This window comes from Mucilaginibacter sp., assembly GCF_965277465.1.
Classification (GTDB): Bacteria; Bacteroidota; Bacteroidia; order Sphingobacteriales; family Sphingobacteriaceae; genus Mucilaginibacter.
This window is the reverse complement of the sequence record NZ_CBDICW010000001.1, coordinates 1,581,121-1,605,595: the sequence shown is the minus strand read 5'-3', so window position 1 is coordinate 1,605,595 and position 24,475 is coordinate 1,581,121. Positions and strand designations below refer to the sequence as shown.

At 39.6% G+C, this 24,475-nt stretch carries 24 protein-coding genes; 13 read left to right on the top strand and 11 right to left on the bottom strand.

Annotated elements, in window-relative coordinates; genetic code table 11:
• The 8 genes from ACQY4U_RS07315 to ACQY4U_RS07280 all read left to right on the top strand — a co-directional run bounded on the left by ACQY4U_RS07315 (position 1) and on the right by ACQY4U_RS07280 (position 8,070).
• The gene (locus tag ACQY4U_RS07315) at positions 1-669 is read left to right on the top strand and encodes a hypothetical protein (protein WP_428328735.1); all 669 of its coding nucleotides are present in this window, start codon (positions 1-3) and stop codon (positions 667-669) included.
• Positions 633-1,412 carry a sensor histidine kinase gene (locus tag ACQY4U_RS07310; RefSeq protein WP_428328734.1) on the top strand — a complete coding sequence of 260 codons (780 nt, stop codon included), beginning with the start codon at positions 633-635 and terminating at the stop codon, positions 1,410-1,412. The genes ACQY4U_RS07315 and ACQY4U_RS07310 overlap by 37 nt, the downstream gene beginning before the upstream one ends.
• Positions 1,413-1,417: 5 nt before the next feature.
• Positions 1,418-2,059 (top strand): response regulator, encoded by a 642-nt coding sequence (locus tag ACQY4U_RS07305; RefSeq protein WP_428328733.1) that lies wholly within the window; start codon positions 1,418-1,420, stop codon positions 2,057-2,059.
• Between the two features lie 130 nt (positions 2,060-2,189).
• Positions 2,190-3,410: an acyltransferase family protein gene (locus ACQY4U_RS07300; RefSeq protein WP_428328732.1), complete on the top strand. Its 1,221-nt coding sequence runs from the start codon at positions 2,190-2,192 to the stop codon at positions 3,408-3,410.
• 29 nt (positions 3,411-3,439) lie between these two features.
• Positions 3,440-4,276: a hypothetical protein gene (locus tag ACQY4U_RS07295; RefSeq protein ID WP_428328731.1), complete on the top strand. Its 837-nt coding sequence runs from the start codon at positions 3,440-3,442 to the stop codon at positions 4,274-4,276.
• 2 nt (positions 4,277-4,278) lie between these two features.
• Entirely contained in the window at positions 4,279-5,619 is a 1,341-nt protein-coding gene (locus ACQY4U_RS07290; RefSeq protein WP_428328730.1) for an acetylxylan esterase, read from the top strand.
• Positions 5,620-5,881: 262 nt separating this feature from the next.
• Positions 5,882-7,198, top strand: coding sequence for an acetylxylan esterase (locus ACQY4U_RS07285; protein WP_428328729.1), 1,317 nt, complete (start codon positions 5,882-5,884; stop codon positions 7,196-7,198).
• A gap of 14 nt (positions 7,199-7,212) precedes the next feature.
• Positions 7,213-8,070, top strand: coding sequence for a hypothetical protein (locus tag ACQY4U_RS07280; RefSeq protein ID WP_428328728.1), 858 nt, complete (start codon positions 7,213-7,215; stop codon positions 8,068-8,070).
• A gap of 70 nt (positions 8,071-8,140) precedes the next feature.
• Here ACQY4U_RS07280 and ACQY4U_RS07275 read toward each other — a convergent pair whose 3' ends face one another.
• The 4 genes from ACQY4U_RS07275 to ACQY4U_RS07260 are packed head-to-tail and all read right to left on the bottom strand — an operon-like array spanning position 8,141 to position 10,507.
• Complete coding sequence (locus ACQY4U_RS07275; protein ID WP_428328727.1) at positions 8,141-8,614, bottom strand: SRPBCC family protein; 474 nt, start codon at positions 8,612-8,614, stop codon at positions 8,141-8,143.
• A gap of 37 nt (positions 8,615-8,651) precedes the next feature.
• Positions 8,652-9,128 carry a GNAT family N-acetyltransferase gene (locus ACQY4U_RS07270; RefSeq protein WP_428328726.1) on the bottom strand — a complete coding sequence of 159 codons (477 nt, stop codon included), beginning with the start codon at positions 9,126-9,128 and terminating at the stop codon, positions 8,652-8,654.
• An 11-nt stretch (positions 9,129-9,139) separates the two neighbouring features.
• Positions 9,140-9,979: a sulfurtransferase gene (locus ACQY4U_RS07265; RefSeq protein ID WP_428328725.1), complete on the bottom strand. Its 840-nt coding sequence runs from the start codon at positions 9,977-9,979 to the stop codon at positions 9,140-9,142.
• A gap of 54 nt (positions 9,980-10,033) precedes the next feature.
• A complete protein-coding gene (locus ACQY4U_RS07260; RefSeq protein WP_428328724.1) occupies positions 10,034-10,507 on the bottom strand; it encodes a ribonuclease H-like YkuK family protein in 474 nt (157 codons plus the stop codon).
• Between the two features lie 499 nt (positions 10,508-11,006).
• On the opposite strand from ACQY4U_RS07260, the gene ACQY4U_RS07255 reads away from it, so the two are divergent.
• Positions 11,007-11,189, top strand: a complete 183-nt coding sequence (locus tag ACQY4U_RS07255) for a hypothetical protein (protein ID WP_428328723.1) — start codon at positions 11,007-11,009, stop codon at positions 11,187-11,189.
• Between the two features lie 58 nt (positions 11,190-11,247).
• On the opposite strand, the gene tnpA is transcribed toward ACQY4U_RS07255, so the two are convergent.
• Together tnpA and ettA are read right to left on the bottom strand one after the other, a co-directional pair.
• The gene (tnpA, locus tag ACQY4U_RS07250; RefSeq protein WP_428328722.1) at positions 11,248-11,709 is read right to left on the bottom strand and encodes an IS200/IS605 family transposase; all 462 of its coding nucleotides are present in this window, start codon (positions 11,707-11,709) and stop codon (positions 11,248-11,250) included.
• Between the two features lie 119 nt (positions 11,710-11,828).
• Positions 11,829-13,511, bottom strand: a complete 1,683-nt coding sequence (gene ettA, locus ACQY4U_RS07245; protein ID WP_428328721.1) for an energy-dependent translational throttle protein EttA — start codon at positions 13,509-13,511, stop codon at positions 11,829-11,831.
• A 454-nt stretch (positions 13,512-13,965) separates the two neighbouring features.
• Here ettA and ACQY4U_RS07240 point away from each other — a divergent pair, with 454 nt between their 5' ends.
• Positions 13,966-16,503, top strand: coding sequence for an ATP-dependent Clp protease ATP-binding subunit (locus ACQY4U_RS07240; RefSeq protein ID WP_428328720.1), 2,538 nt, complete (start codon positions 13,966-13,968; stop codon positions 16,501-16,503).
• Between the two features lie 288 nt (positions 16,504-16,791).
• Here the strand turns inward: ACQY4U_RS07240 and ACQY4U_RS07235 are convergent, their stop codons facing one another.
• The 3 genes from ACQY4U_RS07235 to ACQY4U_RS07225 form a co-directional block, all read right to left on the bottom strand.
• Positions 16,792-17,814, bottom strand: a complete 1,023-nt coding sequence (locus ACQY4U_RS07235; RefSeq protein ID WP_428328719.1) for an aldo/keto reductase — start codon at positions 17,812-17,814, stop codon at positions 16,792-16,794.
• A gap of 61 nt (positions 17,815-17,875) precedes the next feature.
• Positions 17,876-18,241 carry a YitT family protein gene (locus ACQY4U_RS07230; protein ID WP_428328718.1) on the bottom strand — a complete coding sequence of 122 codons (366 nt, stop codon included), beginning with the start codon at positions 18,239-18,241 and terminating at the stop codon, positions 17,876-17,878.
• Positions 18,156-18,719, bottom strand: a complete 564-nt coding sequence (locus ACQY4U_RS07225; RefSeq protein ID WP_428328717.1) for a YitT family protein — start codon at positions 18,717-18,719, stop codon at positions 18,156-18,158. Before ACQY4U_RS07225 ends, ACQY4U_RS07230 begins: the two co-directional genes overlap by 86 nt.
• Positions 18,720-18,885: 166 nt before the next feature.
• Between ACQY4U_RS07225 and ACQY4U_RS07220 the strand changes: the two genes are divergently transcribed.
• Positions 18,886-19,212, top strand: a complete 327-nt coding sequence (locus ACQY4U_RS07220) for a hypothetical protein (RefSeq protein ID WP_428328716.1) — start codon at positions 18,886-18,888, stop codon at positions 19,210-19,212.
• 35 nt (positions 19,213-19,247) lie between these two features.
• Positions 19,248-20,858, top strand: a complete 1,611-nt coding sequence (locus tag ACQY4U_RS07215) for a mechanosensitive ion channel family protein (RefSeq protein ID WP_428328715.1) — start codon at positions 19,248-19,250, stop codon at positions 20,856-20,858.
• Here ACQY4U_RS07215 and ACQY4U_RS07210 read toward each other — a convergent pair.
• Together ACQY4U_RS07210 and ACQY4U_RS07205 are read right to left on the bottom strand one after the other, a co-directional pair.
• Positions 20,855-21,835: an acyl-ACP desaturase gene (locus tag ACQY4U_RS07210; RefSeq protein WP_428328714.1), complete on the bottom strand. Its 981-nt coding sequence runs from the start codon at positions 21,833-21,835 to the stop codon at positions 20,855-20,857. The two genes, ACQY4U_RS07215 and ACQY4U_RS07210, sit on opposite strands and share 4 nt — an antisense overlap.
• Before the next feature lie 51 nt (positions 21,836-21,886).
• Positions 21,887-22,957 (bottom strand): glycoside hydrolase family 5 protein, encoded by a 1,071-nt coding sequence (locus ACQY4U_RS07205; RefSeq protein ID WP_428328713.1) that lies wholly within the window; start codon positions 22,955-22,957, stop codon positions 21,887-21,889.
• A 170-nt stretch (positions 22,958-23,127) separates the two neighbouring features.
• On the opposite strand from ACQY4U_RS07205, the gene ACQY4U_RS07200 reads away from it, so the two are divergent.
• The gene (locus tag ACQY4U_RS07200) at positions 23,128-24,474 is read left to right on the top strand and encodes a sensor histidine kinase (RefSeq protein ID WP_428328712.1); all 1,347 of its coding nucleotides are present in this window, start codon (positions 23,128-23,130) and stop codon (positions 24,472-24,474) included.
• Position 24,475 lies beyond the last annotated feature (1 nt).

Sequence of the window (24,475 nt, the reverse complement as noted above, 5' to 3'; positions counted from 1 at the left end):
ATGCTTACCCCTTTTTACATGCTATACTATGGCATTTTAATAGTAGCATCAACACTTTCATATATTGCTTTTAAAAAAGGAGATAATAAATCCATCTATATTTTAATCCTTCTTGTTGTAACTTTTTTATTTGAAATATTAACGCAGGTTTTAAGTAAAAACCAAATAAAGGGCTTCACTTACATTTACGATATTTTTAACGCTGTCGAGTATGCACTTTTTTGCTTGTACTATTTAAATGCATGTAAAATTAAAGGGATTAGAATTTGGGCCAAAATATCAATCATGCTTTTTTCAATATTTAGTTTGTGTGTGGCTTATTTAATTTATGGCTTTGGAAACCACTATCGGGAATTAGTTTCGTTAAATATTAATATCGAAGGTGTTTTGTTATTTATAATTTATACACATTTATTGTTTAGTATAGATAATAACATAACTATCCCTATTTACAAACATCCTGATTTTTGGATAGCAGTTGGAGTGTTAACATTTTATGGAGGCGTATTTGTCCTTTTTGTTTTATATCCGATACTAACTCATATAGATACAATTACAGCCAGCATAGAATACGGTTTTATTATGGAACCTTTAAACCTATTTATCTATTTCTGTATAATTTTAGGAATGTTATGTTTACTTCGAAACAAGAAATATTTAATACAGTAGAGCTCATCAGCATATTTTTTATATTGTTAATTTCTATTATCATTATAACTGCTATACTTTATCATAACCGTAAAAGAACTCATAAAATTGAAGTAGCAAACTTTCAAAACATTTTGATCCAATCACAGCTTGAGGTGCAGGAGCAAACCATGCAAACCATTGGCGCCGATCTGCATGACAATATTGGCCAGTTGCTAAGCCTCACATCCCTAACCTTAAATTCCATTGAGTTGGATAATGAACTTAAGGCCAAACAAAAGATAGATGCAGCAATAGATCTCACAGTTCGTTCTATTAAAGAAATGCGCCAGTTAGGCAAGCTATTACAGGGCGATCAGTTAATTGTGCTCGGTTTGGCCGAAGCAATCAGGCACGAGATAAACTGGGTGGAGCGATCAGGAAAGTTCAAGGTTACTTATGTGGATGAAGGCGAAATACCTGCCGTTAATAACCCGGATAAGGATCTGATCATTTTCCGCATTATGCAGGAGGCCATCAACAACATTATAAAACACGCTTTTGCCACCGAAATAAATATTAAGCTGGGGTATATTGAAAACAAAATGCAACTGCTGATAACCGATAACGGCGTTGGATTTGACACAGCCAATATGCCAAGTGAGCAATTGGGAATGGGGCTGCAAAATATCCGGAAAAGGGCCGGTATAATTGGAGGTGAAGTTGCCATCCTGTCAACCCCGGGCAAGGGCACAAAAATTACTATTTACATTCCTTATCCTTAATTTATATGGAAACTGATAAAATTTTAATAGCCATTGTTGACGATCATACCCTTTTTAGAAGCGGAGTAGCTGCCCTGATGAATGAATTTGATGAGTTAACGGTACTGTTTGAGGCCGAAAATGGCCAGCACATGCAACAGCAGCTGGCAAGGTACCCTTTGCCCGGAGTTATTTTAATGGACATCAACATGCCCCTTGTTGATGGCTATGAGGCTACCAAATGGATAAAGGATAATCATCCGCAAATAAAAGTGCTGGCACTTAGCATGTTTGAGGATGATAAAGCAGTGATAAAAATGCTGCAAAGCGGTGCAAGCGGTTATGTTTTAAAAGAATCAAAACCACGCGAGCTTTTACAGGCCATAAAAGCCATTAATGAAAAAGGTACTTATATTAACGAGATGGTAACAGGTAAGTTAATGCGATCTGTTACCGATAAGGATGAAGGGCCGAATTTCACAAAAAAAGAACTGGATTTTTTAAAGTTTTGCTGCTCAGAACTAACCTATAAAGAAATTGCCGACCAGATGTATGTAAGCCCCAGAACGGTTGATAACTACCGCGAATCGCTGTTTTTAAAACTCGGCTTAAAAACCCGCACGGGCCTTGTGCTCTACGCTATCCAAAACGAGATATTTAAGTTTTAATAGCGCTTTGTTTTATTTTTAATAAAAGCAAAGGAAGGTAAAATGCCCTTTGTAAGGATACTGGCTGAATTTTTGCGCTTAAGCAATCAAAAAAAGCTATATTAGAAACTTCATTTACAATTAAAAGATTTTGTCACAAAAGTCAGTTCAAAATTATATACCGGCATTAACAGGGGTACGTGCACTGGCAGCATACCTTGTATTTATATCCCATTTCTCCTATATTTTTGACGATAAATTTCCCCACATCATCCAGCGCTTTTTGGGCGAGTTTCATATCGGGGTAAGTATTTTCTTTGTGCTCTCGGGCTTCCTGATCACTTTCCGTTACTACAACAATTTTCACTTAACTACCGATTGGTTTAAACAGTACCTTAAAAACAGGGTGGCCCGCATTTATCCCATGTACTTTTTACTTACGGTTGCCGCCTTTGTTTACTTTTTTATCACTAAAGATCAAAGCATAACCAAAGGCTCATCAAACCCGGTGGCCTTAATGTTTATGAATATCACTTTTGTGCGCGGCTTTTTTTACCAGTATTGGGATACGGGTATAGCACAGGGCTGGTCGTTAACGGTGGAAGAATGTTTTTACTTTTCGGCACCCATAATTTTCCTTATTGCCAAAAAGTATAATAAGTTTTATATACAACCAGTAATCATTACCCTTTTTGCCATTGTAATGGTGCTTATATTTCGCCACGTTAACTGGCATGGCTTTTTCGGCAACTTTACCTTTGTAATGCTCTTTACATTTTTTGGCCGCTGCTTTGAGTTTTTTGTGGGCGTACAACTGGCCCGTTATGTATTAAAGCATGGCTTTACCCGCACCAACAAAATTAGCTTTACCTACGGTGGCTTTGTCCTGATATTTATTTGTGTTTTTATTATGGCCCTGCAGCCCGTTATAAAACCCTGGATAGCAGGTTTAGAAACTCCTATAGGCATTATCACCAATAATTACGTTTTGTGTATAATGGTGGCCTTGTTTTTTTACGGCATACTTACCGAAACTACCATTCTTAAAAAAGTGCTCGCAAATCCGTTTGTTGAGCTGCTGGGAAAAAGCTCCTACATATTTTACCTCATCCATTTAGGGTGGATGTATAACCTTATCCATCAAAATGTTAACCGCCTTAATGACTATGTTTTCACCCTTTATGATAAATGGGGTGTTGACTGGCACTCCCCTTTTGAGTACGATACCCTAAACCTTATTTACCTTTTTATCGTATTAAATGCTATTTCAGTATGTTTATTTAAACTGGTAGAGGAACCACTAAACCATTACATCCGCAAATCAAACTTTTTAATAAAGTATAAACCGCGTCCTAATGGAATAGAAAATTAACACATGTATTTAAACAGAATCTATTTTTAATGAGAAAAGCATATATAATTTTCATGTGCTTGTATTTTGTTTTAATATCCCCTTCTAAAACATTTGCCGGTTTCCCCATAGGTAAGTATCGCGATATTGTGGTGCCTACGTTTTCATATTACCACCAAACCGACAGGTTTGACAATAACGGTAAAATAATAAAAGGCCTGCCCGGTACGGGTTTTACCTCCTACGCTACCAACATCTATATTGGTTATGGTATATCGCGCAGGTTAGATTTTATTGCTACAATCCCCTACTTATACCAGCAAAATAAACTTGGTGCCAACAATACCCTCATTAACCAGGGCGTTGGCGATCTTACCGTTGGCCTGAGTTATAACCTTGTAAATTTTAATTATATAAGGTTTTTATCAGTACAAGTATCGGGTATTGTACCATTGTATAACAATAATAACGGTTTATCAGCCCTGGGCCTGGGCAGTTACGGTACCGAAGTTAAGCTGATGTATTGCGGTAACTTGCCCAAATCACTTTTTGATAAAGGATATTTTAATACAGAAGTTGCCTATCGCCGATACTATACCTCGCAAGGACCAGACCAGGTAAGTTTTACCGGCACCATTGGCTACCCGGTAACCAGGCATAACCAAATAAGCCTTGATGTTTTACTTTTTAAATCATTCAGCTCCAATAAAGCTTTCAATAACAATATTTATGCAGCCCGTAATTATGCATTCTTTAAACCCCAGTTAAACTTTGGTCACCAGTTTTCGCGCAGGTTCTCCATGTTTGCAGGTGGTTTTTATGTGCCATTCGGGTTTAATACAGGTGTGGGTTACGGCGGATCGTTACTAGCGGTAATAAAAATATAAAGATGAAAAAACTAAAGCTTTCAATTTTATTTATCGTTGCACTGCTATTTGCTTTTGTGCCAAAATTCAGCATGGCGTTTCAGCAGGAAGAACAAACCGAAGAAACCGGAGATGTGTTATTAAAACCTATCCCGCAAAATAAAAATGCCATTTTTAAGGGCAGCGATCCTATTGTTTACAAGTTACAATTACACAATAATACCAACGAGGTTCAGAATGGCCGTGTTTCCTACACCATAACAACAGATGAAGGTGAAAAGGCAGGGTTCGACTCTATCCACGTAAACCTGAAAGGCAATGGCTTCAAGGAGTTACTGATAAAGATCCCACCTAAAAATACCGGCTTTTACCGCATAAACTTTATGGTAAACCTGCCTGAATATGATGATACCGTTAGAAAAGTATTTGGTGTAAACCCGGAGCAAATAACATCGCAGTTGCACAAACCAGCCGATTTTGATGAGTTTTGGAAACACAGCCACGAACAGCTTGAAAAAGTAGTGCCGCAGTACCGCGTGCTTGAGCGCAGGGATCTTTCTACAGATGAGAAAAAGGTTTATTCTGTCGAGATGCGCTCATTCGGAAATTTATTGATCCGTGGCTGGCTGGTAATTCCGCGCGATGGTAAACGCTTCCCGGTGCATTACCGTGTGCCCGGGTATGTGGTTACCCTTAAACCCAATATGGATAACGATGATTTTATCGCTTTTGATCTCAACGTTCGCGGTAACGGGAACAGCAAGGATGTGGTAAACATTGGTACCGACAATTATTGCCTGATAAACATTGAGAATAAGGATAAATACATTTATCGCGGTGTTTATATGGATTGCCTTCGTGGCGTTGATTTTTTATGCTCGCACGCTAACCTGGGTATTGATACCAATAAAATATATGTAGAAGGTGGTAGCCAAGGCGGATCGTTGGCATTGATTACTGCAGCTTTGGATAAAAGAGTAAAAGTGTTAACGATGCAGGTGCCGCTTTATGCCGATATACATGATAATATGAATATCTCTGCATCGTACGATAAGCAGGTATTTCCTTTTAAGGTTTTCAGAAAGTACCTGGGCCAACACTCCGGCTTTACCTGGGAAAAATTTTATAATACCTTTGATTATTTTGATCCGCAAAACTTTGCGCCAATGGTGCATTGCCCAGTATTGATGGGCATTGGCCTGCTTGACCAGTTTTGCCCGCCTCGCTGCAGTATGGCTTTATATAACCATATCAGCAGTACAAATAAAGAGTTTGTGTGTGTACCAAACTCCACACATGAGGTGGATTTTAACTATTTTATGTTCCAAAATTTGTGGATTCGTGAAAAATTCAGGATACCTTAAGCTATGCAACTGTTGAATTGTTTACCCACTATAGTTCTAAACCCTACTAATAAAATGGAGCAATTTTTATAAAACAACCCCATTTTATATTACAAAAGGCATATATTGGGTATTTTATAGATAAACAGGATAGGATAAAGGGGATTTCGGCACGGTAATAGCCTTAAATAGCAGATATAAAAATCCGAGACCCGTTAAATCTGATCAAAACAGACGTAAGCGTTCACTAAAATAAATGCTTAGCTTAAATATATGAGTTAATATGATAGTAAAATTTACACATAGATTTCTGACAATAGTTTGTCTCCTGATTAGTATAGCAGGAATTAAACAGGCAGTTGCACAAAAAAGTGATAATGATGGCGGTACAGTAACCACTGTTTTAACCCCGCACAGTAAGGATGGTATCTATAATTCTACAGCATCCTATTCGTTTGCTGTAACCAATACGTATAAAACCACGCAGGCAGGCAAAATATCATACATAGTTACCACCGAAGCCGGTAAAAAAATAAAATCCGATTCTGTACGCGTAAAAATTGCAGGAGATGGTTCAAACACGTATGATTTTAATATAACAGGGCTAAAGGCAGGTTTTTATAAAGTAAACTTCATGATCAATGTATCTGATTATGATGATACTACCCGTAAAGCCTTTGGCATACGCCCCGAAGAGATAAGATCACCATACAGCAAACCGGCTGATTTTGATGCCTTTTGGGCCGATGCAAAGCAGGAACTTGAAAAAGTAAAACCTGATTTTAAGGTTACAGAGATGCCTGATTCAAGTAAAGACGGACGCAGGGTATTTTTAGTTGAAATGAAATCATTGAACGGGTTAACCGTTCGTGGCTGGTTAACTGAACCAATCACCAAAAACAAGAATAAAAAGTTTGTAGTGCTTTTAGGTTTACCTGGCTACCAGGTTGCCTTAAAACCCATGTTTGGAACAGATCCGGATATTGCAATATTCACGTTAAATATACGCGGATCTGGCAATAGCAGGGATGTTATTAATGTACGCAGGGAAACCTATATCACCCTTAATTTAGAGGATAAGAACCGCTATATTATGAAGGGGGCCATAATGGATTGTGTTAGGGCGGTTGATTTTATATACTCGCGCCCCGAACTTAGACATGATAACATTATTGCAGCAGGGGGTAGTTTGGGAGGATATTTAGCAGTCGCAACATCTTCAATTGATAAACGTATAAACTTCTGTTCATCGGCAAATCCTATACTTAGTGACATTCGTAATTTGGTTAACGAGGTTGACTGGCCAATTATCGATTTTAAAAAATATGTTACCATAAGGCCGGGACTAACCTTTGATAAGGTATTGAACAACCTTGACTATTTTGATGCTAAAAACTTTGCAACTACTATTCAATGTCCAACTTTGGTTGGTTTGGGACTGGTTGATAATATAGCCCCGCCCAACCATGTATATACCTTATACAATAATATCCCGGCACAAAAGCACCTGATAATTTTCAGGGATTTAGGGCACGAGATTGGCATAAAATACGAAGTATATGAAGGCAGATGGATGCGTGATCAATTTGCATTATTTTAAAATAACCTTTTATAATGAACCTATTTAAAACCTTTACAAGAACTTTATTTATTACCCTGATAGTTTTTATAGCAGGCCAAAACAAAAGTTTTGCTGATGGTGGATTTCCGGTTAGGCCGGGTCGGTTATTGATCTCACCGTCCGTTAGCTACTTTTTCGCTAATTCACAATGGGATTCATCCGGGGTAAAAAAGCGATTTGCCAACAATGGCAAGTTTGCATCGGTAGGTGTAACCCTATATGCCGAATACGGCTTAAGCAGGCGTTTTGCAGTAGTGGCAAGTGTTCCTTATGTATTTAACAACTACCGCCAAACAGGTTTTCCAAACAGCACAAGCTCAGGCTTAACAGATATTGAAACCGGTTTAAGGTACTATTTGGCTAATATTGATTTTGTTTATTACTTCTCTATCCAGGGTACTGCAATAACCCCGCTGTATTCAAATAACCAAAGCTTAGGCTATGGCGAAGAGGGTGCTGAGCTGAAGCTTGCCTTCTCGGGTAGCGGCCATTTAGGTTCAAACAGCACATACTTTAACGTATCAGACGGGGTGCGCCAGTATTTTGGCACAAACGGACCTATTCAAAACAGGTATAGCGGTACTTTCGGCCTATCACTTGATAGTGAATTTGAAAACCAGGTTTCAGCATCAGTAAGCGGCATCTACTCACAAAGTAATGATAAACGGTTTTCGGTGATCCCTGAAACCAATAAAGATTTCTCCTTTTTGCAGGCATCGTTAAGTTACGGGCACTCCTTTACAAGGGAAATCTCGCTGTTTGCAACCGGAGGAGAATTTTTAACAGGTAGAAACACTGGAGCAGGTACAACGTTCTCGCTCGCCTTTATTTACAGGCTCGACTACAGATAATCTCAACCAGAGAAAATACAATATTAAAAGCCGGAAGCTGATCCTAAAAAAAGTTTCCGGCTTTTTAGTTTTAGTGTTTTAAAATGCCGAACATTTCATTGATGGCTTTTTCGCGATAGGTAAATATCTCCTTGATCTTTTTACCTACAAATACGGTATCGCTTATCTGGCCAATTATACCATAAGGGATGGCATAATTTAAAATATCTGTCATCAATACCCCGCCTTTTATAGCTTTAAAATGATGCTGGTGATGCCATAATGCATAAGGGCCAAAACGCTGCTCATCAACAAAGTATTCACCCTCTTTTACATGGGTAATCTCTGTCATCCAGTTCATTTTAATACCCAACAATGGCGATATTTTGTAAGTAATGATCATGCCGGGGTACATTTTGGTATCGGCATTGTAATCAGATGTTACCACAAACCGCATTTCTTTCGGGGTAATTTTTGCAAGGTTTAGCGGAGATGAGAAAAAATCCCAGGCCTCTGCAAGGCTTACCGGGATTGCTTGTTCTGTTTTTAGTACGTATGTTTTCACGGTGTAATAACGATTTATTAAGCTAACTGGTTTTAATTTAGTGAGATAAAGCCGGCAGCTCCATCCGCATCTTTACCATCAGTTTTGTAAAGCCTACTTTTTCGTAAGCTTTAATTGCAGGCGCATTATCATAATAAACCTGCAAGCGAAGTTCTGTCACATTTTGGGTAACCGACCATTGCTTAAGTGCATCAATAATCATTTTATTTACCCCTTTGCCCCTGTGCCCGGGTTTTACATACATAAACCCCATATAGGAGTGCCTGGCATGCTGCAGATAAACCTTTGAGCTCTCAATGCGAGCATAGCCCGACCCGATAAGCTCGCCATCAGTTTCGGCCACTAAAAGCTCTACATTTGGAGCTTCTATCATATGTACTATATCGTAATAGTGCGTATCACCATTCTTTATGGTAACATCAAACGGGCGCTCTGCTTCAATTACCCCTTGTTCAAAGGTTAGCAATACGTCAAGGTCGGCTAAAGTGGCCCTTCTTATGGTGATATTTTCCAATTTCAATCAATTTAAAAACGTTCGCTGGTTGCCATAGGCAAATCTCTTCGTGACCATTCGCTCCATGAGCCTACATACAATTTTGCACCTTTAATGTCGGCATACTCCAAACCCAAAAGGGTATGGCAAGCTGTAACTCCCGATCCGCAATGAACAATCACCTCATCGGGTTTAACATTACCAATGGCTTCTTTATAGGCGTTGCGCAAAACTTCTGCAGGGTGGTATTTACCATCAGCATCCAAATTATTTACATAAGGCAGGTTTATTGCACCCGGGATATGCCCGGCTATCAGGTCGATAGGTTCGGTTTGCCCCAAATATCTTGGAGATTCTCGCACGTCTATAACTAATTTATCTGCTCTTTGCGCAGCGGCACCAGCTTCTTCAATGGTAACAGTACCCTGGTAAACATCGGTAACGGGGTATGGGGCAACAGCAACTGGTATATAAGCTTCGTTACTTAGTGCTACATCGGCTTTTACAGCCGCTTGTAAGCCACCATTTAAAACCTGCACATTGCTATGCCCAATTGCTTTGATCATCCACCATAAGCGGGCTGCGCTAAACGCGGCAGATTTATCATCATAAACAACAATATGGCTTTCGGGTGTAATTCCCCAGCTGCCTAAAAGGGAAGCGAATACTTTAACATCAGGCAACGGGTGCCTGCCGCCAATTGCAGCATCGGTTACCTTTGCTGCCAAATGCTTATCCAAATCGGCATAGATTGCTTTCGGTAAGTGGCCGGCAAGGTAACGCTGGTAGGAGTCCTGGCCTCCGCGGGCATCGATAGTTATGGTATTAGGGCCCTGAAGGGCCGGATCATTGATCTCAATTAATGGCGACATGGCTATATTTGATATATTAAACCAAATATAGATACATTGCCTTTACCTTTAAGCTTATTGCACCATTTTATTAGCACAATACGAGCTTGCAAAAGCTTCGGGCTTAGCCTTAAATACAAAGCCCATGCTTAAAATGTAGCCCATAGCCTCGTGCAAAGCCTGGTTTGATTTAAACATTGGGTTGGTATTAATGTCGGCATGCACTTCAAGATCCACATCGTAAAGATCCAGCAGATCGCACAGCTTGTAAGCGGTATCGATAGACTTTTGCACCTCGGTAAGCATCCGTTCCTTAATGCTCATTTTTTGCGAGGTGCGCTCCTGGTGAATAAACATAAACCCACCTCTCTGCTCGCGCAAAAACACAATTACAGTAGCAAAATCGGTAACATTACCTTTTACCTGCGAATCTGTACCGATACATACTTTGAGCTTGTTGCCGAGGGCGGCCTCCCTTTCGATGGCCTTTTCTACCTCTTCTAAAATCGGCGATTGAATGATCTCGCCACTAAATTTTCTCCAGGTCATAAATTTATTTTTAGGGTTAAATTTTAGCTGACCTTTTTACGGTCTATAAAAATAAGCGATAAGGTTTCATATAAACGTAAATATAGTATGATTTATTTGTTAACATTTAATTGAATATTAACAGGTTAGGTGTTTTTTTTGAAATAAGCCGGTAGAAATTTATTTACAACTTGCATTAAATAAATTTCTGATATATTTAATACTTATGGAAAGCATGATAATAGACAGGATAGAATCTAAAAGATCAGCAAAGAGTCAAAAGCTATTTATGGTGTTAGCTATTTGCTCAATTCCGCTGATAATCATAAAAATTTACATGGGTGCAAATGGCGGAACTTTTCAGCAAATTGGCTATTGGCTCAATATTTTAGTATTATTTGTACCCATAATTATTTACCTATATCAAAGAAATTTAACAAATAATATTTCGCCCTTTATTGAGTGGTAGACGGATAAAATTGTTTACAAAGCAAGTACAGATAAAGAAAGCATCACCCTATTGGTTACTACAATAAAATCTGTTTCGATAAAGCTTGATGAGATAATTGTGGTAAATAAAGACAATCAATCATTCAAAATTAACATTGCCGATTTTATAGAGTATAACGACAGGTTAAAAATCAAATCAAACTTTGAAAAATTAGCCGCCAGTGTCGCTTCTCAACAAGATTATGTTGCGTAAAATTATTTGGCTTATGGGTGGCGTACCTTTTGCCCAGTAGGGGCAACGCATCCGCATGCTATTCGGGCTGTTTAAAAACATTGCGCTCATCATATTCAATTTCAAACTGCTCTAAAAATTGATGATACTCTTCTAAGAATGTCCGTTTACGATGATGCTCTTCCTGGTTCAATACATAACTGATAACCGATTTTACATGCGAGCGCGAATAGGAAAATGCACCATAACCTTCCTGCCACTTAAAAACCGCTTTGGTAAATTGTTTATCATTGATCCACGCAGACGATTCATTTTTTACAATCCGCATTAAATCAGCTAAAGACTGGTTTGGCCTAAACCCGAAGAACAAATGCAGATGATCGGGCATGCTGTTTATGGCCAGCATTTTATGCCCGTAGTTTTGAAGGGTGGTGGTAATGTAATTGTGCAATTGATCTTTCCAGTCATCACCAATTTGCGATTGCCGGTATTTTACTGCAATTACACATTGTATGTGCATCTGGGTGTAGGTGTTAGCCATTTACAAGGGTTTAGGTATGCAATATAATATGGGCGGTACTAAAAACAAAAAGCCGGTTAAAATAAACCAGCTTTTTGTTTTTTGAGCTTTACCAAACTTCATAAAGCTTAAATCGACCTTTAAACGGTCAGCTTTTTATATTTTATTCTTTTAGGGGCAATATCGCCCAAACGTTTTTTGCGGTTCTCTTCATAATCCGAATAGTTTCCTTCAAAAAAGTAAACCTGCGAATTACCTTCAAAAGCCAGTATGTGTGTACAGATCCTATCCAAAAACCAACGGTCGTGGCTGATCACTACGGCGCATCCACCAAAGTTTTCCAAGGCTTCTTCCAATGCACGTAAGGTATTTACGTCAATATCATTGGTAGGCTCATCTAACAGCAACACGTTTGATCCTTTTTTAAGCGTGATAGAAAGGTGAACCCTGTTGCGCTCACCACCCGATAATACACCTACCTTTTTCTGCTGATCGGCACCATTAAAGTTAAAGCGGGATACATAAGCCCTTGAGTTGATGGGTTTGTTGCCCACCAAAATAGTTTCCTGCCCGTTGGTGATGTTTTCCCAAACTGATTTATTAGGGTCAAGGTCATCGTGCAACTGGTCAACATAACCTAAGGCAACGGTTTCGCCAACGCGGAAAGTTCCGGCATCCGGCTGATCCTGCCCGGTAATCAGGCGGAACAGCGTGGTTTTACCCGCACCATTGGGGCCAATAATACCCACAATCCCGGCGGGTGGCAGCGAAAAGTTGAGGTTATCAAATAATAATTTATCGCCATATGATTTACTTACCCCATTGGCTTCAATTACCACGTTACCCAAACGCGGGCCCGGCGGAATAAACAGCTCTAATTTTTCTTCCCTGTCTTTTGTTTCTTCGGATGCTAATTTATCATAGTTTGATAAACGGGCCTTTGATTTGGCATGGCGACCTTTAGGCCCCATTCGTACCCACTCCAGCTCGCGCTCCAAGGTTTTCTGGCGTTTGCTTTCGGTTTTATCTTCCTGGGCAAGGCGTTTGGCTTTCTGATCCAGCCATGAGGAATAATTTCCTTTCCAAGGAATACCCTCGCCCCTGTCAAGTTCAAGGATCCAGCCGGCAACGTTATCCAAAAAGTAACGGTCGTGCGTTACAGCTATAACCGTACCCTTATATTGTTTTAAATGCTGTTCAAGCCAGTCAATTGATTCGGCATCCAGGTGATTGGTAGGCTCATCCAGCAGCAATACATCCGGCTCCTGCAATAGCAGGCGGCAAAGGGCCACACGGCGGCGCTCACCACCCGATAGCACCGCTATCTTAACATCGGGATCGGGGCAGCGCAGCGCATCCATTGCACGCTCCAGTTTAACATCCAACTCCCAGGCATTCACAGCATCAATTTTATCCTGCAATTCGCCCTGGCGGGCCATTAGCTTATCCATTTTATCGCCATCTTCGTAATATTCGGGCAAGCCAAATTTTTCGTTGATGTCTTCATACTCCTTTAATAAGGCCGTTGTTTCGGCTACGCCTTCTTCCACAACCTGCTTAACAGTTTTTTCAGGATCAAGCTCCGGTTCCTGGCTCAGGTAACCTACGGTATAGCCCGGCGAAAAAACTACTTCGCCTATATTTGTTTTATCAATGCCTGCTATAATTTTTAAAAGCGACGATTTACCGGAGCCATTTAAACCGATAACACCGATTTTTGCACCGTAAAAGAAGGATAAATAGATGTTTTTTAATACTGTTTTTTGCGGAGGGTAGACCTTACTAACCCCAGCCATTGAAAAAATTATTTTTTCGTCTGCCATTTGTATTTGATTAAATGCGATTTGGAGCAACAAATATGAGGGAAAATACGGGCTTGACAAACCTGTTTTTACAATTTTCCGTATATAACTTATCTTCCTGTTAAACGTTATAGTAATTACAATTAATGCCTTAATGTCACTTTTTTACATTATTTGGCTGATGCTGTCACCTTTACTGCACCGGTTACGTACTTGACATTAAACTATTTCATCATAATAATATCAAAAAGGTATAAACCAGCGTTTTTTTTATTAAAACCTGTTGCAATTGCGGGTTTTATTTACAAAATTGCTAAACAAAGTTTGAGTTTTATTTACGGCATATCATATTAATGTCTGCTTTAGCTTCAACTTAAAATCTTGGCAATAATATTGTTGATAAGTGTAAAACAACTCGTCCTGATTATTGAAACAAATCAATACATTAGGGCGTTCATAAATCGGAAGGATATATATGGAAGCTAAATTTTCACCGCGAGTTAAGGATGTTATTCAATATAGCAGAGAGGAGGCCCTGCGCCTGGGTCATGATTATATTGGTACGGAGCACCTTTTGTTGGGACTGATCCGAGATGGGGACGGTGTAGCAATTAAATTATTAAAAGAATTAACCGTAGATACCGCCAAATTACGCCGTTCTGTTGAGGACGCTGTAAAGGGCACCATAGGTACAAATGTTCATATCGGTAGTATCCCGTTAACCAAACAGGCAGAAAAAGTTTTAAAGATCACCTATCTTGAAGCTAAGATCTTTAAAAGCGATGTAATAGGAACCGAGCATTTATTGCTTTCTATTTTGCGCGATGAGGATAACATAGCATCGCAGATATTGATGCAGTTCAACGTGAACTACGAAATATTTAAAAGCGAGGTTGAATCACATAAAAATGATGTGACTGACGAGATGCCGGGTTCACCTACAGGTGGCGATGATGACTTTAAAGAAGAAGAATCATTTAGCCAGCCTAAAAAAGTATCAGACATTAAATCAAAAACACCTGTACTTGACAACTTTGGCCGCGATTTAACAAAAGCTGCCGAAGACGGTAAGTTAGACCCAATTGTTGGGCGTGAAAAAGAAATTGAAAGGGTATCGCAGATCTTATCACGCCGTAAAAAGAACAACCCTATATTAATAGGTGAGCCCGGCGTAGGTAAATCAGCAATTGCCGAAGGTTTGGCATTGCGTATAGTTCAGCGTAAGGTATCGCGTGTGTTGTTTAACAAACGCGTAGTTACTTTGGATTTAGCTTCGCTTGTTGCCGGTACTAAATACCGCGGCCAGTTTGAAGAACGCATGAAAGCGGTAATGAACGAGCTTGAAAAATCACCGGATGTTATTTTATTTATTGATGAGATACATACTATAGTTGGTGCAGGTGGCGCATCAGGTTCGCTGGATGCTTCGAATATGTTCAAACCTGCTTTGGCACGTGGAGAAATACAATGCATTGGCGCAACAACGCTTGATGAGTATCGCCAGTACATTGAAAAAGATGGCGCTTTAGATCGTCGTTTCCAAAAGGTAATGGTTGAACCGGCCACACCTGATGAAACTATTGAGATATTGAACCGCATTAAAGAAAAATACGAAGAGCATCATGGCGTTACTTATACGCCTGAAGCTATAAATGCTTGTGTTAATTTAACCACAAGATATATTACCGACCGCTTTTTGCCCGATAAAGCTATTGACGCTTTAGACGAATCAGGATCGCGTGTTCACTTAACCAATATCCATGTGCCACAAAACATATTGGATATTGAATCAAAAATTGAACTGATCAAGATAGAAAAGAACAAGGTTGTTCGTAGTCAGAAATACGAAGAAGCCGCTAAACTGCGCGATACTGAAAAGCATTTGCTTGAAGAATTAGAGCAGGCCAAAGCAATTTGGGAAGCTGAAACAAAGTCAAAACGGTATACAGTAACTGAAGACAATGTTGCCGAAGTGGTATCTATGATGACAGGGATCCCAGTACAACGTGTTGGCCAGGCCGACAGCCAGAAGTTGTTGGGTATGGCAGCCACAGTTGGCAGCAAGATCATCGGTCAGGAAGATGCGATCAAGAAATTAACCCGCGCTATACAACGCACACGTGCCGGATTAAAAGACCCTAAAAAGCCTATTGGCTCATTTATATTCCTGGGCCCTACAGGTGTTGGTAAAACAGAATTGGCTAAGGAACTTGCCCGCTTTATGTTTGATACTGAGGATGCATTGATCCAGATTGACATGAGCGAATATATGGAAAAATTTGCCGTGTCACGTTTAGTTGGAGCGCCTCCGGGTTATGTAGGTTACGAAGAAGGCGGACAGCTAACTGAAAAAGTACGCCGCAAACCATATGCAGTTGTACTGCTTGATGAGATTGAAAAAGCTCACCCGGATGTATTTAACATACTGTTACAGGTACTTGACGAAGGACAGTTGACTGACTCATTAGGCCGTAAGGTTGATTTCAGGAATACCATCATCATCATGACCTCAAACATTGGCGCACGCCAGTTGAAAGATTTTGGTCAGGGTGTTGGTTTCTCTACCAATGCAAAAACTGTTCAGGCCGATTCACACTCAAGAGGTGTAATTGAAAATGCGCTTAAACGTGCCTTTGCTCCTGAGTTTTTGAACCGTATTGATGATGTAATTGTATTTAACTCATTAGGTAAAGACGAAATATTCAAGATCATTGATATTGAACTGAATGCCTTATTTAACAGGGTGCACCAGTTAGGTTATAAAATTGACCTTACTTTGGCAGCCAAGGAGTTTATTGCTGATAAAGGTTATGATTCGCAATTTGGTGCCCGTCCGTTAAAACGAGCTATCCAGAAATATTTGGAAGATCCGATTGCTGAAGAAATACTAAAAGGCGAACTTGTTGAAGGCGATACAATGGAAGTTGATTTTGATAAGGAAACTAACGAGATCAAGATCATTGATAAAAATAAAGGCGAAAACAAAAAGCCAGAAGAAGAGGAGCAGAAATAATAAATTGTTCTTCCCGATAAAAAGCAAAACCTGTTAGCTCAATACTAACAGGTTTTTTGCTTTTTATGCACTTTTTAACTATTGAGCATTTTTAGGGAAGATTTTATTAATTAGACCCTGCACTTTGCGGAAAACACCTGCTCAAAAAGGGTGTAAACCCCGTATGTTACAACATGCTTATGTATTATTTTTACAACAGACACCTAAACCTTATCATTATAAAAAAAGCCTGCGCATTACGGATGTAAAACTCCAAAATGAGCAGGCTTTTTTTATTTAATCGTACAATTAATTCCTTTTTTCAACCTTATCATAAAAACCGCCAAATGTGTTGGTTTTAACTGCTTCTTCGTTAAAAAAATCGCCGGGGAAACCCAGTGTAATGGCACTTGCTTCATTGAGCTGTTTGATGTGTTCCGCGCTTAATTCAACATCAACAGTTTTAAGGTTATCCTCTAATTGGGCCACTTTGGTCGCCCCCACAATAGGGATGGATGAAAAGCCCTGCTGCATCGTCCACTTTAAAGCTACATGACTTGCAGATACCCCTAATTCCTCAGCAATCCGTACAACAACTTTTGTAATACCTGCACTATGATCACTCAGGCGGTTACTTTCAGGCTTTATACGGCCCTGTTCGCCACGTAAGTATTTACCGGTAAGCGCACCGCCTGCTAATGGTGCCCAGGGTGTAACTGTTAATCCGAAGTGCTTAGCCATCGGTATCAGCTCGCGCTCGGGTGTGCGGGCCAGCAGGCTATACTCAACCTGCAGGGCAACAAACTGGCTCCAGCCCATTAGCTCAGCCATTGTATTCCCTTTAGCCACTACCCAGGCAGGTGTATCGCTAATGGCTGCATAGTTTACCTTACCTTGTTTTATCAAATCGTCCATAGCGCGCATTACTTCATCAATTGGGGTAATATTGTCCCATATATGCAGGTAAAGGAGGTCAATAAAATCAGTTTTAAGGCGTTTAAGGCTTTCTTCTACACTGCGCATCATGTTTTTGCGGTTATTGCCCGATGCATTAGGGTTAGTTACATTATCCTTTAAGCTGTACTTTGTAGCCAGCACAAAATAATCCCTGTCATGGTTTGCCACATATTCACCTATAATCTTTTCGCTGGTACCCAACTTGTAAACATTGGCGGTATCTAAAAAATTACCGCCGGCATTGGCATACGTATCCATAATGGCAAAACTGGTGTCTTTATCGGCTCCCCAGCCGGCTTCGGTACCAAAACCCATCGTACCTAAACACAGCTCTGATACCTTAAGGCCCGAACGGCCCAATAATTTGTATTTCATATATATGTTTTGTTACCTGATAAAAATAGATCGTATTATAGCAACGTTCATCCATTAAAATTTAGTGCAGGCCCTGTCTTTTAATGCGGCCACCTGTAGTATCATCAATACTTTGCTGAACAATAAAGGCCGATGGATCAATATTAAGAATTTCTCGTTTAATGGATGGGATCTCAAGCCGGGTAGCTACAGTAAAAATAATATCCCGCGGATCATTCAGCTGCCCGTCTTCGCCGTAACCACTTTTACCTTCGTATATGGTAACACCCCTACCCATGCCTGTAATCGCTATCCTGATCTCCTCACTTTTTACCGATACAACCGTGATACCTGTATACTGTTCAATTCCATTCAAAATAAAATCGATCATTTTTGATGCCGCCAGGTAAGTAAGGATAGAATAAAGTGCCGACTCGATCCCTAACAAAAAAGTAGCTGCCGCAAATATGACCAGTAATATCACCAACCTTTAGCACCTGCGCCTTTTTATTAAGCAGTAAAGCGGCAATCTCGGTACCGTCAAGCACAGCGCCTCCCCTTATAGCTAAGCCAATGCCTACACCTATAAAAAAGCCACCGAATACGGCTGTAAGCAATTTATCGTGCGTTACATCGGGGAAGTGAACCAGGGCCAGGCACAAGGAAAGGCCTGCAATAGCCATAGCGCTTCTAATAGCGAATGGCATACCCAACTGGCGGTATCCTAACAGTAAGAACGGAATATTGATAAGGAAGATAAGCGCTGAAATAGGTACACCCGTTACATCGGCTAAAAGCATAGATACCCCGGTAACGCCGCCATCAATAAAATGGCTGGAAAGCAGGAATCCCTTTAAACCCATCCCTGCAGAAAGGATGCCTAATACAACCAATATAAAACGCTCAACCGCTGATTTAACTTTCATGATTAAATATACACTATCAAATTTTTTAACGGCTAAACTTTTTGTGTTATTACAACAAAAAACAAAGCCCAATAACTGATTTGGCTTTGTTTAGATCAACCACTGCTTATTAAAATTGAAACAATACGCAGGCCGGCTTGTACTTTATATAACCAACACTAAGCAGATGAAGATCTTAGATATTAATAAAATCATTTCGGGCGATGAACTGCACAATTTGTTGCTGCAAAAGCTAAACCCATTGTTTCAGCAGCAAAAACAAAGCGATATCAATTTTACCATAACGCATAATAGCAATATCGTTGAAATTTCACACCCTGAAATTTATGAAGGTGTTTTATTCAGCATAGCCATTGAAGGGCATGAGCTGCATATAACACGATCTGAACATTATACAGATGATGTAAATTCGCTCACGCTCGAATCTATACTAAACACCCTTTTTGAGGAATTAGCAGGCGAAGGAAAAGTAACCCTTATTTTAGAAGGATAGTATTATTTGTTAGCTTTAAACATAAAACCAGGTTTATGTTTAAAAGTTGCCTACTCCTTACCTTTTTACTGCTTGTTTCATTCCAACTATTTGCGCAAAAAACAGCCTTACCTAAAGGCGAACCGGTAATAGTAAACCGCGATACTCTTTTTAAGCTATATGCCAACCAGGGGCTTTTCAACGTGCAAGAAAGGGCCGCCATTGTAAGCAAGCGGATCAATGACCTGATCTCGCGGATAGATTTTAATGCCGATTCGCTCTCCTTAAAAAACGACACGGCCATTTCGGTGATCTACTATAAATCGGCAGTGATCATGGCCGTCAATAACCAGGATGCTTCTTATTCTGAGTTAGACAGGCCACAGCTTGCCGCCAGCTATCTGGCTATCCTTAAAAAAATAACAGGCAATGCTTTTGAAAACAGTAGTGTAAAGCAGGTAATAACCAATGTAACAGAAGCCATTGCCGTACTTGTATTACTGTTATTATTGATATGGGCGGTAAATAAAGCCTTCAGGTGGTTTAAATACAGATTGCTTAAGGCCTGGGAGAGCCGCATAGCCAAGTTAGGCCAGCAAGGCGCACCTATTGGTTATGCCAACCGCGTTTTACCTTTATTAACCAACCTGCTGCGTGTATCAAGGCTGTTTATCATTATCCTGCTGGTTTACCTGGCGCTCCCTGTTGCCTTTTTAATTTTTCCGTTTACAAAACCCATTGCCACACAATTGCTCGGTTATGTAATAAACCCGCTTAAAAATATAGCACTGGCTGTTATTCATTACATCCCCAACCTGCTTACTATAGGCGTTATTTACCTGGTTACCCGATACATTGTAAGGCTGATAAAATTTATAGCAACTGAAATTGCTAACGGATCGTTCACCATTAAAAACTTTTACCCGGAGTGGGCCATCCCTACTTATAATATTATCAGGGTTTTGCTGTATGCTTTTATGTTTGTGGTGATATTCCCTTACCTGCCGGGATCTGACTCTAAAATATTTCAGGGGGTTACTGTTTTTTTGGGGATATTATTTTCTTTCGGCTCATCTTCGGCCATATCAAATATGGTGGCGGGTTTGGTGCTTACCTATATGCGCCCCTTTAAAATTGGCGACAGGGTAAAGGTTGGGGAAATTACCGGTGATGTGATTGAGAAAAACTTATTGATAACCCGCATCCGCACCATAAAAAACGAAGATATTACGGTGCCCAATTCAAGTATATTAGGTGGGGCATCCATCAATTATACCTCATCGTCAAAAGACCTGGGGCTGATATTAAATACCAGCATTACTATAGGCTATGATGCCCCCTGGGCTGTTATCCATCAGCTGATGATTGATGCTGCTTTGGATACAGATGGGATACTTAAAGATCCTAAACCCTTTGTTTTACAAACCCAGCTCAATGATTTTAATGTTACCTACCAAATAAACGCCTATACGGCACTATCGCATAAAATGGCAGTTATCTATTCAAATCTGCACCAAAAAATACAGGATAAATTTAATGAAGCGGGCGTAGAGATCATGTCGCCACATTACACCGCGTTAAGGGATGGCAATACCATCCAGATCCCGGATAAGTATAAACCGGAAAACTATAAAAAACCAGGATTTAAAGTTGAAAAGGATGATTAACCGTTGATCCAGGTGAATTTGTAATCAAGCATGGGGTTCTTCATCCGTTCGGCAACACGCAGTAAACGTACAGGCAGGTTCATGATATAATCACGGGCCTTTTCGCCAGTTTCGTTCAGGTCAGTTATGCTTTCAATATGCCAGTCTTCAATCAGTTCCTTTAATATATCAACGTAGTCAACTGCGGTATAAACACCTAAACGTTGTGCTGCATCGGTAAAGTGACCAAATGTCTGGCCTATTTTTAAACCTACTTCGCGCAGAAAATGCGCAGGCATTACAATCTTTTTGCGCATCATATCCTCAAAAGCTATCATCGCTTCGTTTTGGTCTACCTCAAATATTTTTTCGATAAAGTATTTGTAGGCTTTGGCATGACGGGCCTCATCGCTGGCTATTACGCCGCACATTTTTGATAATAAAGTATCCCCTTGCTTTTTAGCCTGCGAAGCCACCCTGCGGTGCGAAACGTTGGTTGCAAGTTCCTGGAAGGAAGTATAGATAAAGTTACGGTAAGGATCGTGCCCGGTGCCGATGTCAAAACCATCAGAGATAAGATATTGGGTAGATACCTCCATCATGCGCATGTTAACACGGCCAGACAGGTAAAGATATTTGTTAAGCAAATCACCATGACGGTTCTCTTCGCCGGTCCAGTGCCTGGTCCATTGCATCCAGCCGCCTTCTTCGCCGCGGGATACACCTTCAACCATAGTTAACCATGATTCATAAGTAGGTAAGGCTTCCTCTGTAATGGTATCACCTACCAGTACAGCAATCAGGTCATAAGATAAACCCTGTGCACTTTCCTGTAGTTCTTTAATCTCACTGAAAAAGGTATCGCGGGATGAATCGGGCAAAAAATCTGATGGCTGCCAAATGGTATCAATGGGCTTCAAATATTCATCCTTTTTTTCAAGCATGAACTGTTCAATATGCGTCATCACTTCCCTGCGTTTTTCTTCAAAAAATCTCATAACTACAAATATAGTGAGCAAAAGTAATGATTTATAACCATAATAAATCTATCATTTTTGCCCGGTGTAACCTATTGCATCCTTCATACAATCGGGCAGGCTGGCAATTGATGGCTCCCCATTAAAAAGTGAGAATGTGCCACTGTAGTCCCACAACATCCCGGGTATGTTTAATGTTTTAAGTGTTTGCCTAACGGCTTTTATATAGCGGCAACGGCTGTCAATATCCGCGTACTTATTATAAACCCCGTATTCACCGCAAATTACGGGCACATCGTATTTGGCTGCCCAGTTTTTTACAATCTGCAGTTTATCGCGTACCGAACCTTCATTACCATCTAAATGGTATTTGTTATAATTTTTCTCGCCATCGGTATTTTTTGCCTTTTCATTCAGCGCCGGAAATTTTTCCGCATTGTATGGAAAAGGCACCCCGACGGTTGATTCCTGATCGCCAATCCACTCCGCTCCCTGGTGTGTAAACAGAAATGGTTCATAAAAATGAAAGGTATATATAACATTTTCGTCGGCAAGCCGTACAAAGCGACTCAATTCATAAATACTGTTGAAGTTTGAAGCACCAATTATTAAAGTACGCTGCTTATCAATTTTGCGTATGGCGGTAACAATATTGTAGGCGGCATCCTTCCATATTTGGGGGTTCATGTGCACAGGCTCATTATAAAGCTCAAAAAAAACATTGTTGTACCCTTTATTAAGGTACCTTTTTGTAAGCTTTAACCAAAGGTTTATGATTGTAGTTGTTTCTGTATTATAATTTGTATCATTTAAATTACCATAGTGGTAATCAATAATAAGTTTAAACCCATATTGGTCGCATTGTTTAACAAAATTATCAATGTGGGTAAATAATTGCTCAACCGGAATGTGTTCAGTTTCAAAATGCTCAAATGCAACGGGAAGCCTGATACTTTTAATGCCCAACTGCTTTAAAAGTGCGAAATCAGTGCTTTTTAAAGGGGTTTGGGTTAAAACATCCTTACTCCAGGTTTGTTCATACCACGAAATACTGATGCCATTATCAAGGCTTTGAGCCCTTTTAAAGGCTGTTAAGCGGGAAACAGGGGGAGTTGGATTACTTTTTGCTATATGTGAATGCACTGTTAGGATCAAAACAAGCATAAAAGCGTTCTTTATAAAGTTGGTGTAATTGTGAATAATATGTTTATTGTGCATAATATGTTTACTAACTTTTTAAATATTTTGACTTACTTTATACGAATTAAATTTATAGATAACTAAAATCTTATCATAATTTAAGAAAACCAGGAATGTTTATTCAAATAACTAAAGAAGAATTTTCAAAGGAAATCTCCAAAAAAGCATGGTACCAGACCAACAATGTTATCTGGACTATTCTTTTTACCTACCCTCTCCTTTTTATTGTCGATGTTATTTTCGCCAATTCCATCTGGCTTGAATTCTTCATTATCCGTATTATTACTGATATTATAATTTTAGCGCTATACAGCATCTTTCAGCGTAAAAATTATGATTACAGGGTACTATTACACATCACCTTCTTTTTATTATCAATAACATCGGCCATATTATGTAATATCGTTGATATTCAACAACTCAATGTTTACTATTTAGTTTTCTCGGCAATTATATTATTCTTTAACCTACTTGCCTTTTGGGAACCTGTTAACTCAATTATACAAACGCTTATAGCCCTATTATTATTAGCTATATTCTTTAATATCTTCAGCCAGTACTCTTTAGATTTAGTGATTACCAACGGCGGTCAGTTCTTTTTCATCATCGCATTGATCTCTTGCCTGGTGCCTGGTGCCCGTTATAAAATTATCGAACGCGATATACGCTCGCAGTTATTGATCGAAAAATCAAACCAGCAACTGAAAGATCAAAACCGCGACATCAACGAAAAAAATAACATTATTGATGCCCAATATGAGCAACTGCGCAAATTGGACAACCAAAAAAACAGCTTTATAAATATTGCAGGCCATGATCTTAAAAACCTGGTAGGCTCCATCATTATGAGTAATAACATGGTGAAGGATGAAGACTACCGTTTAAGTGAAGACCAAAAAGAGTTAGTTGGCTATATTTCAGAATCATCAGAAAAAATGCAGTACCTGCTGAATAAACTGATGGATGTAAAAGAAATTGAATCGGCCGAAATGAAATTCAGCCTTGAGGTATTTGACATTAATGCCGAGGTATCACACATTTTTAAAGGATTATCAGAACCAGCACAAATGAAAAACATTCATTTGGTTGACAATATTATGAAATCGCCTTTAAACGTTAATCTTGACCGTGTTTTTGCCGGGCAGGTGTTTCAAAACCTATTATCAAATGCAATTAAATTTTCGCAAACAAACAATAATATCCGTGTTGTGACCAGCTTACAGTACCAGAAATTTGTTTTCGAGATTATTGACGAAGGTATTGCGATTGGACAGCATGAACTGGACACGATGTTTAACAAGCTTAAAACATTAAGCGAAGCATCAGGACATATTGAAAGCAGGCTTGGATTAGGGCTTTCGATTGCGAAACTTATGACCCAGGAGATGGGTGGCGAGCTGACTTACCGCAGCAACGATAATGGAAATTATTTTAAAGTAGAATTTTACGTAATAAATTAAT

Bases quoted from the DNA above. Each gene is read 5' to 3' on its own strand.
- ACQY4U_RS07315 (WP_428328735.1), top strand. From the start codon at position 1: ATGCTTACCCCTTTTTACATGCTATACTATGGCATTTTAATAGTAGCA.
- ACQY4U_RS07310 (WP_428328734.1), top strand. From the start codon at position 633: ATGTTTACTTCGAAACAAGAAATATTTAATACAGTAGAGCTCATCAGC.
- ACQY4U_RS07305 (WP_428328733.1), top strand. From the start codon at position 1,418: ATGGAAACTGATAAAATTTTAATAGCCATTGTTGACGATCATACCCTT.
- ACQY4U_RS07295 (WP_428328731.1), top strand. From the start codon at position 3,440: ATGAGAAAAGCATATATAATTTTCATGTGCTTGTATTTTGTTTTAATA.
- ACQY4U_RS07290 (WP_428328730.1), top strand. From the start codon at position 4,279: ATGAAAAAACTAAAGCTTTCAATTTTATTTATCGTTGCACTGCTATTT.
- ACQY4U_RS07285 (WP_428328729.1), top strand. From the start codon at position 5,882: ATGATAGTAAAATTTACACATAGATTTCTGACAATAGTTTGTCTCCTG.
- ACQY4U_RS07280 (WP_428328728.1), top strand. From the start codon at position 7,213: ATGAACCTATTTAAAACCTTTACAAGAACTTTATTTATTACCCTGATA.
- ACQY4U_RS07265 (WP_428328725.1), bottom strand. From the start codon at position 9,979: ATGTCGCCATTAATTGAGATCAATGATCCGGCCCTTCAGGGCCCTAAT.
- ACQY4U_RS07260 (WP_428328724.1), bottom strand. From the start codon at position 10,507: ATGACCTGGAGAAAATTTAGTGGCGAGATCATTCAATCGCCGATTTTA.
- tnpA (WP_428328722.1), bottom strand. From the start codon at position 11,709: ATGGCTAACACCTACACCCAGATGCACATACAATGTGTAATTGCAGTA.
- ettA (WP_428328721.1), bottom strand. From the start codon at position 13,511: ATGGCAGACGAAAAAATAATTTTTTCAATGGCTGGGGTTAGTAAGGTC.
- ACQY4U_RS07240 (WP_428328720.1), top strand. From the start codon at position 13,966: ATGGAAGCTAAATTTTCACCGCGAGTTAAGGATGTTATTCAATATAGC.
- ACQY4U_RS07235 (WP_428328719.1), bottom strand. From the start codon at position 17,814: ATGAAATACAAATTATTGGGCCGTTCGGGCCTTAAGGTATCAGAGCTG.
- ACQY4U_RS07225 (WP_428328717.1), bottom strand. From the start codon at position 18,719: ATGAAAGTTAAATCAGCGGTTGAGCGTTTTATATTGGTTGTATTAGGC.
- ACQY4U_RS07220 (WP_428328716.1), top strand. From the start codon at position 18,886: ATGAAGATCTTAGATATTAATAAAATCATTTCGGGCGATGAACTGCAC.
- ACQY4U_RS07215 (WP_428328715.1), top strand. From the start codon at position 19,248: ATGTTTAAAAGTTGCCTACTCCTTACCTTTTTACTGCTTGTTTCATTC.
- ACQY4U_RS07210 (WP_428328714.1), bottom strand. From the start codon at position 21,835: ATGAGATTTTTTGAAGAAAAACGCAGGGAAGTGATGACGCATATTGAA.
- ACQY4U_RS07200 (WP_428328712.1), top strand. From the start codon at position 23,128: ATGTTTATTCAAATAACTAAAGAAGAATTTTCAAAGGAAATCTCCAAA.